7 protein-coding genes are annotated in these 13747 nt (G+C 73.4%); 6 read left to right on the forward strand and 1 reads right to left on the reverse strand.

The annotated features are described in order from the left end of the window. The 3 genes from pulA to MPTA5024_RS04285 all read left to right on the forward strand — a co-directional run. Nucleotides 1-5597: pullulanase-type alpha-1,6-glucosidase (gene pulA, locus MPTA5024_RS39240; protein ID WP_232326175.1), on the forward strand; the 5597-nt coding region annotated here is incomplete at its 5' end. A gap of 100 nt (nt 5598-5697) precedes the next feature. Next, the gene (locus tag MPTA5024_RS04280) at nt 5698-6669 is read left to right on the forward strand and encodes an endonuclease/exonuclease/phosphatase family protein (RefSeq protein WP_198166941.1); all 972 of its coding nucleotides are present in this window, start codon (nt 5698-5700) and stop codon (nt 6667-6669) included. Nucleotides 6670-6822: 153 nt separating this feature from the next. Beyond that, a complete protein-coding gene (locus MPTA5024_RS04285) occupies nt 6823-8154 on the forward strand; it encodes a sensor histidine kinase (RefSeq protein WP_232326186.1) in 1332 nt (443 codons plus the stop codon). Nucleotides 8155-8196: 42 nt separating this feature from the next. Here MPTA5024_RS04285 and MPTA5024_RS04290 read toward each other — a convergent pair whose 3' ends face one another. Beyond that, nucleotides 8197-9162 (reverse strand): alpha/beta hydrolase, encoded by a 966-nt coding sequence (locus tag MPTA5024_RS04290; protein WP_051457687.1) that lies wholly within the window; start codon nt 9160-9162, stop codon nt 8197-8199. A 175-nt stretch (nt 9163-9337) separates the two neighbouring features. On the opposite strand from MPTA5024_RS04290, the gene MPTA5024_RS39245 reads away from it, so the two are divergent. The 3 genes from MPTA5024_RS39245 to MPTA5024_RS04310 are packed head-to-tail and all read left to right on the forward strand — an operon-like array spanning nt 9338 to nt 13623. Further along, nucleotides 9338-11398 carry an N-acetylneuraminate synthase family protein gene (locus MPTA5024_RS39245; protein ID WP_269750564.1) on the forward strand — a complete coding sequence of 687 codons (2061 nt, stop codon included), beginning with the start codon at nt 9338-9340 and terminating at the stop codon, nt 11396-11398. A gap of 13 nt (nt 11399-11411) precedes the next feature. After that, nucleotides 11412-12362, forward strand: coding sequence for a glycosyltransferase family 2 protein (locus MPTA5024_RS04305; RefSeq protein WP_036320062.1), 951 nt, complete (start codon nt 11412-11414; stop codon nt 12360-12362). After that, nucleotides 12355-13623 carry a polysialyltransferase family glycosyltransferase gene (locus tag MPTA5024_RS04310; protein WP_036320065.1) on the forward strand — a complete coding sequence of 423 codons (1269 nt, stop codon included), beginning with the start codon at nt 12355-12357 and terminating at the stop codon, nt 13621-13623. Before MPTA5024_RS04305 ends, MPTA5024_RS04310 begins: the two co-directional genes overlap by 8 nt. The last annotated feature ends 124 nt before the right edge of the window (nt 13624-13747 follow it).

Below are 13747 nucleotides of genomic sequence, written 5' to 3' on the forward strand. Positions count from 1 at the left end.
CCGGCCCCGTCGCGGCGCCGTCCCCCGCCGGCGGCGCGCCCGCCGACGCCGACCTGGCCAGGGACGCCCTCCGTACGGGCCTGACCAGGGAGCGCCTCTATTTCGTCATGACCGACCGCTTCGCCGACGGCGACCCGTCCAACGACCGGGGAGGCCTGTCCGGCGACCGGACGACGACCGGCTTCGACCCCACCGACAAGGGTTTCTACCAGGGCGGCGACCTCGCCGGCCTGATCGGGAGGCTCGACTACGTCAAGGGTCTCGGCAGCACGGCGATCTGGCTCACGCCGTCGTTCGAGAACCGGCCGGTGCAGGGCACGGGGGCGAACGCCAGCGCCGGCTACCACGGCTACTGGATCACCGACTTCACCAGGATCGACCCGCATCTCGGCACGAACGCGCAGATGAAGACCCTTGTGAAAGAGGCGCACAAGCGCGGCATGAAGGTGTTCTTCGACATCATCACCAACCACACCGCCGACCTGATCGACTACGCCGAGAAGACGTACGGCTATCGCTCCAAGGCGGCCTACCCGTACGTCGACGCGTCGGGCAGGGCCTTCGACGACCGCGACTACGCCCTGCGGGACGACTTCCCCAAGGTCACGACCGCGTCGTTCCCCTATACCCCGGTGGTCACGGCGAAGACGAAGGTCCCGGCCTGGCTGAACGACCCCACGATGTACCACAACCGGGGCGACTCCACCTTCTCCGGCGAGAGCTCCGAGTACGGCGACTTCTCCGGCCTCGACGACCTGTGGACCGAGCGGCCCGAGGTCGTGAAGGGCATGACCGACATCTACGAGACGTGGGTGAGGGAGACCGGGATCGACGGGTTCCGGATCGACACGGCCAAGCACGTGGACATGGCCTTCTGGCAGCGCTTCGCGCCCGCGCTGCACGGGTACGCCGCCAGGCTCGGCGACCGGCGGTTCTTCATGTTCGGCGAGGTCTACAGCAGCGACCCGGCCTTCGAGAGCCGCTACTCCACGACGGGCGGCCTCGACGCGACCCTCGACTTCGGCTTCCAGGAGGCGGCCCGGTCCTACGCGAGCGGCGGCGACGCGCGGAGCCTGTCCGCCCTGTACGCGGCCGACGACTACTTCACCGACGCCGACTCGAACGCGGCGTCGCTGCCGACGTTCCTCGGCAACCACGACATGGGCCGCATCGGGCACTTCCTGGAGCAGGACGACCCCTCCGCCACGGACGCCACCCTGCTGGCCCGCGACCGGCTCGCCCACCAGCTCATGTACCTCACGCGCGGCCAGCCGGTCGTCTACTACGGCGACGAGCAGGGATTCACCGGCGCGGGCGGCGACAAGGACGCCCGGCAGAGCATGTTCGCCTCCAGGACGCCCGACTACCTCGACGACGACCTCATCGGCACGACGGCCACCCACGCCTCCGCCAACTTCGTCACCACCCACCCGCTCTACACCGCGATCGCGGAGCTGGCGCGGCTGCGCGACCGCTACCCGGCGCTCGCCGACGGCGCGCAGGTCGAGCGGCCGGCCTCCGGCGGGCTGTACGCCTTCTCCCGGATCGACGCCCGGGAGAAGGTCGAGTTCGTCGTCGCGCTCAACAACCGCGGGACGGCGGGGGCCGCCGACATCCCCACCTTCTCCCCCGGCACGTCCTTCACCCAGGTGTACGGCGGCGCGGGGCGGGCGACGACCGGCGCCGACGGGCGCCTGTCCGTCACCGTGCCGCCGCTGTCGGCGGTGGTCTACCGGGCCGACGCGCGGCTGGCGCCGCCGGCCGCCCAGCCGTCGATCACGCTGTCCCTTCCCGGGACCGAGCTGCGCGGCCCGGCCGGCGACGGCCGGGTGGCGATCACGGCCCAGGTGCCGGGGACGGGCTTCGACCAGGTGACGTTCGCCGTCAAGGCGGGCGACGCGCCCTGGCGGGTGCTCGGCACCGACGACGCCCCCACAGGCCGCGTCTTCCGGATATTTCATGATCTGAGCGGGCTGCCGGCGGGGACGCCCCTGACGTACAAGGCCGTGGTGAAGGACTCGGCCGGGCGGTACGCGAGCGCGACGGCCACGGCCGTGACCGGCCCCGAGCCGGTCGAGGAGACGCCGGGGACCGTGAACCGCGACTACCTGGTGGTCCACTATCAGCGGAAGGCCGGCGACTACGACGGCTGGGGGCTGCACGCCTGGGGGGACGTCGACCAGGCCGTCGACTGGGCCTCGCCCGTCGCGCTGGACGGCGAGGACTCCTTCGGCCGGTTCGCCTGGATCAGGCTCAAGCCCGGCGCGCGGGAGGTCGGCCTGATCACGCACCGGGGCGACACCAAGGACCAGGGCGACCGCATGGTCGATCCGTCCAAGACGGGGGAGGTGTGGCTCGTCGAGGGCGACCCGGCCGTGCATCCCTCCCGGGCGGAGGCCCAGGGATACGCGACCGTCCACTACCACCGGCCCGACGGCGCCTACGACGGGTGGGGGCTGCACCTGTGGGGCGACGCGATCGCCGACGGCGCGGGCACCGACTGGGCGAGCCCCAGGAAGCCCGACGGGACCGACGCGTCCGGGGCGTTCTGGCGGGTGCCGCTGAAGGACCCGGCGGCGCCGCTGAACTTCATCGTGCACAAGGGCGACGCCAAGGACCCGGGGCCCGACCAGTCGTTCGTCCCGGCCCGGCAGCCCGAGGCGTACGTGGACTCGGGCGAGGCGGCCGTGCACGCGAGCGCGGCCGCGGCCCGGCACGTCGCGGTGCTGCACTACCACCGGGCGGACGGTGACTACGAGGGCTGGGGCCTGCACTACTGGGGCGACGCGGAGGGATCGGTCGAGTGGGGCAGCCCGCTCGCGCCGGCCGGGACCGACGCGTTCGGCGTGTACTTTGAGGTGCCGCTCAAGGAGGGCGCCCGCACCCTCGGGTGGATCGTCCACAAGGGCGACCAGAAGGACCAGCAGGCCGACCAGTCGCTGGATCTCGCCGTGAACGGCAACGAGGTGTGGAAACTGTCAGGCGTGGACGGATACCTGCTGCCCCAGCCGGCGGCCTCCGGGGCCGACGCCGACCTGTCGAAGGCGACGGCCCAGTGGATCGACCGCGACACGGTGGCCTGGAAGGGCCGGACGGCCGATGCGCGCCACTACGCGCTCGCCTACTCCCCCGCGGGCGACATCGCCTACGCCAAGGGCGACCTGACCGGCGACGTCCACCTGATCCGGCTGACCCCCGGCACGCTCACCGACGCCCAGAAGGCCGCCTGGCCGCACCTGGCGACGTACGCGGCGCTGAAGGTGGACCCCCGAGACGCCGGACTGGTGCGGTCCGCGCTGCGCGGGCAGGTCGTGGCCGTCGAACGCGATCCGGCGGGCGCGCTGCTGACCGCGACCGGCGTGCAGATCCCCGGCGTGCTCGACGACCTGTACGCCGGGGCGGCCTCGGCCGCGCTCGGGCCGACCGGGGGCGGCAGGCTCGCGGTGTGGGCGCCGACCGCGCGGAAGGTCGAGCTGGCCCTCTACGACGGGCCCACGGGCGGCCGGCGGACGGTCCACCCGATGCGCCGCGACGACGCCACCGGCGTGTGGTCGGCGGACGGCCCGTCGTCCTGGCGGGGCAGGTACTACACCTACCTCGTCACCGTCTACGCCCCCGCCGCGGGCACGGTCGTGACCAACGAGGTGACCGACCCCTACAGCCTCATGGTCTCGGCCGGCTCGGGCCGCAGCCGGATCGTGGACCTGTCGGACCGGTCCCTGACGCCGGCCGGGTGGACCACGCTGAAGAAGCCGGCCCCCGTCCGGCAGGACCGGGCGTCGATCTACGAGCTGCACGTCCGCGACTTCTCGGCCTCGGACGCGACCGTCCCGGCGGCGGAGCGCGGCACCTACAAGGCGTTCACCGAGACCGGGAGCGCGGGCATGACAGAGCTGCGGAGCCTGGCGAAGGACGGGCTGACCCACGTCCACCTGCTGCCGGTGTTCGACTTCGCGACCGTGCCCGACCGGAGGGCCGACCGCACCGAGCCGGCCTGCGACCTGGCCGCGCTCCCGCCGGACTCCGACCGGCAGCAGGCGTGTGTGGCCGCCGCCGCGGCGGCCGACTCCTTCAACTGGGGGTACGACCCGCTGCACTACACGGTGCCCGAGGGGTCGTACGCCACCGACCCGGACGACAGGATCCGCCAGTTCCGCGAGATGGTCGAGGGGCTGAACGGCGCCGGGCTGCGGGTCGTGATGGACGTCGTCTACAACCACACCCACGCCGCCGGGCAGGATCCGCAGAGCGTGCTCGACCGGATCGTGCCGGGCTACTACCAGCGGCTCCTCGACGACGGCTCCCTCGCCACGTCGACCTGCTGCGCCAACACCGCCCCCGAGCACGCGATGATGGGCAGGCTCGTCGTGGACTCCATCGTGACCTGGGCCAAGGAGTACAAGGTCGACGGGTTCCGGTTCGACCTGATGGGCCACCACCCGAAGGCGAACATCCTGGCCGTGCGCAGGGCCCTCGACGCGCTCACCCCCGCCAAGGACGGCGTGGACGGCAAGTCGATCATCCTGTACGGCGAGGGCTGGAACTTCGGCGAGGTCGCGGACGACGCCCGGTTCGTCCAGGCCACCCAGGCCAACATGGCCGGCACCGGGATCGGCACGTTCAACGACCGGCTGCGCGACGCGGTGCGGGGCGGCTCGCCGTTCGACGCCGACCCGGGCGTGCGCGGCTTCGGCTCCGGCCTCGCGGACGAGCCCGGCGACCGGCTCGCGGGATACGAGGACCTGATCAAGCTGGGCCTCGCGGGCAACCTGCGCGACTTCACGTTCACCGGGTCGTCGGGCAGGCCGGTCAAGGGGTCGGAGGTCGGCTACAACGGCGGCCCGGCCGGGTACACCGCGGCCCCCGGCGAGGCCGTCACCTACGTGGACGCCCACGACAACGAGACCCTCTACGACGCCCTCGCGTACAAGCTGCCCCGGCCGGCGTCCATGGCCGACCGGGTGCGGATGCAGACGCTGTCGCTGGCCACCGTGCTGCTCGGGCAGGGCACGGCGTTCGTGCACGCGGGTAGCGAGCGGCTGCGCTCCAAGTCGCTCGACCGCAACTCCTACGACTCCGGCGACTGGTTCAACCGGCTGCTGTGGGACTGCCGGCAGGGCAACGGGTTCGGCGCCGGCCTGCCCCCGGAGAAGGACAACGGCTCCCGGTGGCCGTACGCCCGGCCGCTGCTGGCCGACCCCGCGCTGCGGCCGGACTGCGGGGCCATCACGTCGGCCCGGACCGGGTTCGGCGAGCTGCTGCGGATCCGCTCCTCCTCCCCCGCGTTCTCGCTCGGCACGGCCGCGGAGATCCAGAAGCGGGTGTCGTTCCCGCCGTCCGGCGTCCCGGGGGTGATCGTCATGCGGATCGACGCGAGCGGCGTGGACCCCGCGTACCGGTCGCTGACCGTGGTGTTCAACGCGACCGGGACGGCGGCTGCCCCCGTGGTGCCCGAGCTCAAGGGGGCGGGGGCCGCCCTGCATCCGGTGCAGGCGGCGTCGGCCGACCCGGTGGTGCGGCAGGCGTCCGCCGACCCGGCGAGCGGCGCCCTGCACGTCCCGGCCCGTACGGTCGCCGTGTTCGTCGAGACCGGCTGACCGCCGTCCGTCCGCCGGTGCCGCCATGCTCGGTATGGCCACTGGTATGGCCAAAGGCCGCCGCCAGGTAGATAGTGAGCCGAACCGGAAATTTCCGGATTTGGCGATCTATCTGGTGGCGGCCATGGCTGTTGTCGGCACGTGGAACCTGGAGAACCTCTATCGGCCGGGCGGCGAGTACGGCCCACGCGACATGGCGGCCTACGAGGCCAAGCTCAAGGCGCTGAGCACCACGATCACGCAGATCGCCCCCGACGTGCTCGGCGTCGAGGAGGTCGGCGACCCGGAGGCGCTCAACGACCTGGCCGCCCTGCTCGACGGGGACTGGCACGTCGCGCTGTCGGCCCACCCCGACGTCCGGGGCATCCGTGTCGGGGTGCTCAGCAGGCTCCCCGTCACCGTGCTGGAGGACGTGAGCGGGTTCCCGCCGCCCCTCGGGCCGATCCAGGCCGACGACCACGGCGGGACGGAGTCCGCGACCGGCCGCGGCGTCCTCGCCGTACGGGTGGAGCCCGTCCCCGGCACGACCCTGGACCTGGTCGTCTGCCACCTCAAGTCGAAGCTGCTGAGCTTCCCCGGCGGCCGGTTCCAGCCGCACGACGAGGGCGAGCGGGCCCGGTTCGGGGCGTACGCCCTCTACCGGCGGGCCGCCGAGGCGGTCACCGTGCGCGCCCTGGCCGACCGGCTGCTCGACGGGCACGGGCGGGACAGGAACGTCGTCGTGGTCGGCGACTTCAACGACGAGCCCGAGGCCGCCACCTCGCAGATCCTGCTCGGGCCGCCGGGCTCGGCGATCGGGACCGCGGGCGAGCGGGTCCCGGACAAGGGCGACGCGTGGCGCCTGTGGAACCTCGCGCCGCTGATCCCGGAGGCCGAGCGGTACTCCCGGGTCTTCCACGACGGCCGGGAGCTCATCGACCACATCCTGGTCAGCCGGGCCCTGCTCGGCCGGGTGGCGTCGGTCCGCTCGTTCACGGGCCACGGGCTGCCGTCCGTGGGCGACCAGCCGTCGGCTCGCCGCGACGCCGCCGACTCCGACCACGCGCCGGTCGTCGCCACGCTGTCGCTCTGACACGCGGAGCGATCGCGACATCACCCGCCCTTTGGAGACTTTGAGTAACTTTGGGGACAGCTTTTCGATGTCGCGAAGTTTCCGCGAGATGACCATGAGTAACCTCGGGTAATGCTCCTCCCCAGGCTGCGTTCCCCGTCGCTCCGTGCGCGATTGACCCTGATCGCGACCGGTGCCGCGGTGTTCGTTCTCATACCTCTCGCGATCGCGGTGAACGTGGTCGTGCGGCACGCCGTGGCCGACCGGATATGGGACCAGACCCTGGACGCCGCCACCCGCGTCGCCGCCCAGACACGCGATGGACGACTGCCGAACCCCGTTCCCGCCGACCCCACCGGCGTCAACCTGATCGAGGTCGTCGCCCCGGACGGCCGGCTGGTGGCGAGCAGCGCCCCCGCGCGCGGGCTGCACCGCCTGAGCATGCTGCAGCCCGACTCCGACACCCGGGTCACCCAGACCACGTCGTGCTCGATGCCCCACCGCGACTGCCTGCTCGTGACCGCCATCCGGGTCTCCGACAGCCCCGCCTCGCAGATCGTGTACGCCGGGCGGTCGGCCCCGACCATCCTCACCACCCCGTTACCCGAGGTGGAGATGATGCTCGTGGCGGTCGTGCTCGCCTTCCTCACGGGCTGGGTGGCGTGGAAGGCCACCGGGCGGGCCCTGCGGCCGGTGGAGGCGATCCGGTCGGAGCTCGCCGAGATCACCCCGCAGACGATCGACTCCCGCGTGCCGGAGCCCCCCGGCGACGACGAGATCGCCCGGCTGGCGCGCACCGCGAACGACGCCCTCGAACGGCTCGACCGGTCGATCCAGATGCAGCGCCAGTTCGCGGCCGACGCCTCGCACGAGCTGCTGACCCCGATCGCGGGCATCCGCGCCCAGCTGGAGGGCGCGCGGCTGCACCCCCAGGACACGGCCGAGGCCGTCGACGCGGCCCTGCGCGACACCGAGCGGCTGGAGTCGATCGTGGCCGACCTGCTGCTGCTCGCCCGGGTGCGCACCGTCCCCGAGGCGGCCCGGGAGGACGTGGACCTCGGCGCCCTGGTCGCCGCGGAGGTGGCGCACCGCTCGGAGCGGCTCCCCACGCGCCTGCGCACCGCGCCCGGGGTGACCGTGCGGGCCCTGCGCGGCCAGCTGTGCCGGGTGGTGGCCAACCTGCTCGACAACGCCGAGCGGCACGCGCTGACCAAGGTGTGCGTGGAGGTCGCCCAGGCCGGCGACGAGGCCGTCCTGTGCGTCATCAACGACGGCGACGCGATCCCGGCGGAGGACCGCGAGCGGATCTTCGAGCGCTTCTACCGCAGGGACGCCGCCCGCAGCCGGATCCACGGCGGGACCGGCCTCGGGCTGGCGATCGCCAGGGAGGTGGTGGAGGCGCACGCGGGCACGATCCGGGTGGAGGACGGCGAGCCCGGCGTGCGGTTCGTCATCCGGCTCCCGCTGGTGCACCACGACGTCGCCGCGCAGCCGCAGGCCCGCTGAGGTCGTCCGGAGGCGTGCCCGGCCCATGGCACCGAACCGCCCCTACGCGGTGGGCGACGGGGTCGCCGAGGGCCCGGGACGCCGGGAGCCGGTCAGCGTCGGCAGCGCCCTTTCCAGCTCCCTCTCCCAGTAGGGCCAGGTGTGGGTGCCGGGGCCGTAGAAGTCGGTCGTCACCGGCACGCCCGCCGCCCGGGCGGCCGCGACGAAACGCCGGTTGCGCACCAGGATGGCGCGCTCCCCCCGGTCGAGCGCGGCTCCCGCCCCGTCCAGCGGGCCGGGCTCGCCGTCGCCGCACGACACGAACAGCCGCACCCCCTTCAGCCGCGCGGCCAGGTCGACGGGGTTGTGCTCGCGCCACGTCCCCGACGACGGCGTCCCCCACAGGTCGGCCGGGTCGGCGCCGAACGAGCGCATCAGCGCCTCCAGCCCGGGCCGGTCGTAGGAGGTGTCGAGCACGCCGGAAAACGACGCCGCGGCCTGGAACACCCCCGGGTGGCGGGCGGCGTAGGCGAGCGCGCCGAGGCCGCCCATGGACAGCCCGGCGACCGCCCGCCGGTCGCCCACGCCGTAGCGCCGCTCCACGACGTCGCGCACCTCGGTCATGTGGAAGGTCTCCCAGGCGGGGCCGCGCAGCCAGTCGGAGTACCAGCCCATCGGGCCGCCCTCCGGGACGATCACGACGGCGCCGAGATCCCGGGTCAGGCGCTCGGCGCCGCCCTCGGCGAGCCAGGAGTCCGCCCGGCTCTCGCAGCATCCGTGCAGCAGGTACAGCGCCGGCCACCCGGTGGAGCCGGGCCGCCAGCCGCGTGGCCGGACGACCCACACCGACGCCTTCCGGCCGAGCGCGGGGGAGTCGACGGTCAGCAGATCGACGCGCCCGCCGAGGTCCTCCACCGACACCAGACGCGGCCCCGGGGAGGCGCCGGACGGCGGCACGGCGGCGCCCTCACGGCGGGCACACGCCCCCACCAGCACAAGGACGGTCAGAGCGGCGACGAGCCGGCGCATGGGGGGCCTCCTGGTCTCCTCGAGACGTCGACCGCTCCGGCGACACCCAAAGTTAAGACCGGCGCCCCTGGCCGTTCAACGGACCAACCCCCTGAAGGACATCCCTGTGGCTAGTTTCAGGACACCCCACCCCAGGGGTACCCGTTGTCGCAGGTAAGAGGAGTCACTCGTGCGAGTGCTGGCTGTTGTCCCCGCCCGTGGAGGTTCGGTGGGCGTCCCGCTGAAGAACCTGGAGAAGGTGGGCGGCATCCCGCTGGTGGCGCGAGCGGTCGGCGCCTGCCTGCGCGCCGAGCTCGTCGACGACGTGATCGTGAGCACCGACCACGACCGCATCGCCGAGGTGGCCGTGGACGCGGGCGCGCGGGTCGTGCGCCGCCCGGCCGACCTGAGCGGCCCGACCGCCTCCAGCGAGTCCGCCGTCCTGCACGCCCTGTCGGAGGGCGTGGACGAGGACCCCGAGATCGTCGTCCTCGTGCAGTGCACCAGCGCGTTCATCGACCCGGCCGACCTCGACGCGGCGATCGCCAAGGTTCTGAACGGCGAGGCCGACTCGGTCTTCTCCGGCATCGAGACCTTCGAGTTCGTCTGGACCGGCGCCGGCCAGGGGGTCAACCACGACCCGGCCGTGCGTCCCCGCCGGCAGGACCGCGAGCCCAACTACCGCGAGACCGGCGCGTTCTACGTCATGCGCACGTCGGGGCTGCGTGAGCGTGAGCACCGCTTCTTCGGCACCGTGGCGGTCCAGCCCGTGCCCGGCACCCACGCGGTCGAGGTGGACACCCCCGAGGACCTGGAGATCGTCCGCGCGCTCGCGCCGTTCGTCGACGAGCCGCTGCCGATCGACGTGGACGCCGTGGTGACCGACTTCGACGGCGTGCACACCGACGACCGGGCGTTCGTCGACTCCGAGGGCCGCGAGATCGTGGCCGTGAGCCGCTCCGACGGCATGGGCGTCGCGCTGCTCAAGCGGGCCGGGGTCAAGGTGCTCGTCCTGTCGTCCGAGCGCAACCCCGTCGTCGCCGCCCGCGCCGCCAAGCTCGGCGTGCCCGTCCTGCAGGGCCTGGCCGCCAAGGACGGCGCGCTGCGCGAGTGGCTGGCCGCCCAGGGCCTCGACCCGCAGCGCGTGGCCTACGTCGGCAACGACGTCAACGACCTGGCCTGCATGAGCCTCGTGGGCTGGCCGGTGGCCGTGCCCGAGGCCCACCCGCGGGTCCGCGCCGCCGCGCGCGTGGTGCTGTCGACCCCGGGCGGATCCGGCGCCGTCCGCGAGCTGTCCGACCGCGTGCTGGCCGCCCGGCCGCCGCTCGGCGACGCCGTCCCGATCGCCGAGGCGCCCGCCCCCATCTCGTCGTACCGCGTGCAGCCCCGGCCCGTGCGGATCGGCCGGTCGCTCGTCGGCCCCGGCCAGCCCGTGTACGTGATCGGCGAGATCGGCATCAACCACAACGGCGACGTCGACATCGCCCGCAGGCTCATCGACGTGGCCGCCGACGCGGGCTGCCAGGCCGTGAAGTTCCAGAAGCGCACGCCCGAGATCTGCGTGCCGCTGGAGCAGCGCGACCAGATCCGGCAGACGCCGTGGGGCGAGATGACGTACATGGAGTACAAGATCCGCACCGAGTTCGGCGTGGACGAGTACAACCACATCGCGAAGTACTGCGAGGAGCGCGGCGTCGACTGGTTCGCCTCCCCGTGGGACGTCCCCTCGGTCGAGTTCCTGGAGCGGATGGACGTCGTCGCCCACAAGGTGGCCTCGGCCTCGGTGACCGACCACGAGCTGCTGCGCGCGCTGGCCGCCACCGGCAAGCCGCTCATCCTGTCCACGGGCATGTCGACGATCGACGAGATCGACCGTGCCGTGGAGATCCTCGGCACCGAGCGGCTCGTGATGATGCACGCCACCTCGACGTACCCCCTCCCGCCGGAGGAGGCCAACCTCAAGATGATCCACACCCTCCAGGAGCGGTACGGCGTGCCGGTGGGCTACTCGGGCCACGAGCGCGGCCTGCAGATCTCGCTGGCGGCCGTGACGCTGGGCGCGGTGACGGTGGAGCGGCACATCACCCTCGACCGCACGATGTGGGGCTCCGACCACGCCGCCTCGCTGGAGCCGAGCGGGCTGGAGCACCTGGTGCGGGACATCCGCATCATCGAGAGCGCCCTCGGCGACGGCGTGAAGCGCGTCTACCCCGGCGAGGAGGCCCCCCGGGCCCGCCTGCGCCGCACCACGGCCTGACGCCGGAGCGACGGTGATCACCCTCTCCGTGGTCGTGCCCGTCCGGGACGGCGAGCCGTACCTGGCGGACGCCCTGACGTCGCTGGCCCGCAACCGCACGCGGGACTTCGAGACCGAGGTCGTCGTCGTCGACGACGGCTCCGTGGACGCGACGCCGGACGTGATCGAGGACTTCCGGCAGGATCTGCCGGGGCTCACGGTCGCCCGCAACCCGGTGCCGGTGGGGCTGGCCGACGCCCGCAACGTCGGGCTGAAGCTGGCCTCCGGCCGGTACGTCACGTTCCTCGACGGCGACGACTGGCTCGCGCCCGGCTACCTGCCCCGGCTGGTCGCCGCCATCGAGGGGCTGGGCTGCGACTTCGTCCGGGTGGACCACGTGCAGGTCGAGGGACGCAGGCGGGAGACGCACCGGGCACCGCAGGCCCGGCGCGGCGTCGTGCTCGACCCGAGAGAGGCGATCCTGCCGGCCGGGCAGAAGACCATGGTCGACTACCCCTACGCCTGGGCCGGGATCTACCGGCGCGAGCTGGGCGACCTGCTCGCGTTCCCGGGCGGGCTGCACACGGCGGAGGACCGGCCGTGGATCTGGCGGCTGCACCGCGGGGCGCGCTCGTTCGCGGTGGTGTCGCTGGCCGGCCTGTTCTACCGGCGCGGGCTGCCCGCCTCGCTCACGCAGATCGGCGACGAGCGGCAGCTCCACTTCTTCGACGCCTACGACATCGTCCTCGACGAGGTGGAGCCGCAGTTCCTGCCCAAGGCGGCGCGCAACCTGTGCGCGCTGCTCGCCCACCACGTCGAGCTGGGCGACCGCTACACGCCGGAGCTGCGGGCCCGGTTCGACCACCGGGCCAGGGCCGCCCTCGCGCGGCTGCCCCGTCCGGTGCTCGACGAGTCGGTGGCGAGCATGGAGCCGGAGCGCGGGGCGCTGCTCGCGCCGTACCTCCCGGGAGGCGCGGGTGCCTGAGACGACACGGCTGTTCTACGCCTCGACGCTGTTCGGGGCCATGACGCTGGCCGCCGCGATCGACGAGGGGCGGTTCGGGCCGGGCCGCCGGGTGCTGCTGGTGTCGAACAACGCGGCGATCCCCGAGATCACGCCGTCCCTCGACGAGGCCCCCGGCTTCGCGGCGCTGCGCGGCCGCTTCGACCGGATCGTCTCCTGGAACGACGTCATCGCCCCGATGCACCCCTCCGACTGGAAGGCCCGCGCCATCGAGGTGCCGATGCTCGGACGGCTGCTGGGCGACGTGCTCAGTGACCCCGGCGAGCTGGTCCTGGAGTCGATCGCCGTGCCGCCCGCCCGCACGCTGGCCGGGCTCGTCAAGGAGTGCCCCATCACCGTCTACTCCGACGGGCTGATGAGCTACGGGCCCACCCGCGACCCGCTCCCCCAGGAGATCGCCGGCCGGATCACCCGCCTGCTCCACCTCGACCTGGTCCCGGGCCTGTCGCCGCTGCTGCTGTCCGAGTACGGCGTGCCGGCCGAGGCCCTCGCCGACGGCGCGTTCACCGAGGTCGTGGGCCAGGTGGCCGCGGCCTGCGGGAGTGCGGCGCCGCCCGCCGAGGCCGTGATCCTGGGCCAGTACCTGTCCTCGCTCGGCATCGTCACGGCCCAGGAGGAGGCGGGGCTGCACGAGCGGATGCTCCGCGCTCTGGCCGCCCGCGGAGTCCGGCGGGTGCTGTTCAAGCCGCACCCGGCGGCGGGCCGGCGGCACGCCAGGGAACTGCGGCCGGTCGCCGCGGAACTGGGCGTCGACCTGTCGGTGGCCTCGGAGACGACCCCGGCCGAGACGTACTTCTCCGGCGCCCGCCCCGGCCTGGTGGTGGGCTGCTTCTCCACCGCCCTCCTGACGGCCCGCCGCCTGTTCGGCGTCCCGGTGGCCGCGGCCGGGGGCGACCTGGTGCTGGAACGGCTCGCGCCGTACGAGAACAGCAACCGGATACCGGCGACGATCGTGGACGCGACGTCGCCGCGCCTCCAGGACGACGGCTCGGTACAGGAGCCGCCGGCCGTCGACCTGGAGGCCCTCGTCCGGGCCGTGGGCTACTCCATGCAGAGCGAGGCGCACCCGGGCCTGCGCGAGGACGCGGCCCGCTACCTGCGGGAGAACGGGCCCGCCCGCTACTTCAAGAAGCGCCGGCTGGAGTCGCTGGACCTGCTGGACAGGCCGCCGGCGGCCTCTCCGCGCCAGGAGTCCCGCCTGCGCCGCCTGCTGTCCCGCTGACCCTGCCCTGGCGCCGCTCCAGTCGCCCCTGTCGCACGTGTCGTCACGCGAAGTCATGACCTCACGCACAGGGCGACGGGCTGCGGGTGGGCGCCGGTGTCAGTACGTGTAAGGGCTCAGTTTT

Source organism: Microbispora sp. ATCC PTA-5024, from assembly GCF_000511135.2.
Taxonomy (GTDB): Bacteria; Actinomycetota; Actinomycetes; order Streptosporangiales; family Streptosporangiaceae; genus Microbispora; species Microbispora corallina.

Excerpts from the sequence above, each read along its gene's own strand:
- MPTA5024_RS04290 (WP_051457687.1), bottom strand. The coding sequence starts at position 9,162 with ATGCGCCGGCTCGTCGCCGCTCTGACCGTCCTTGTGCTGGTGGGGGCG.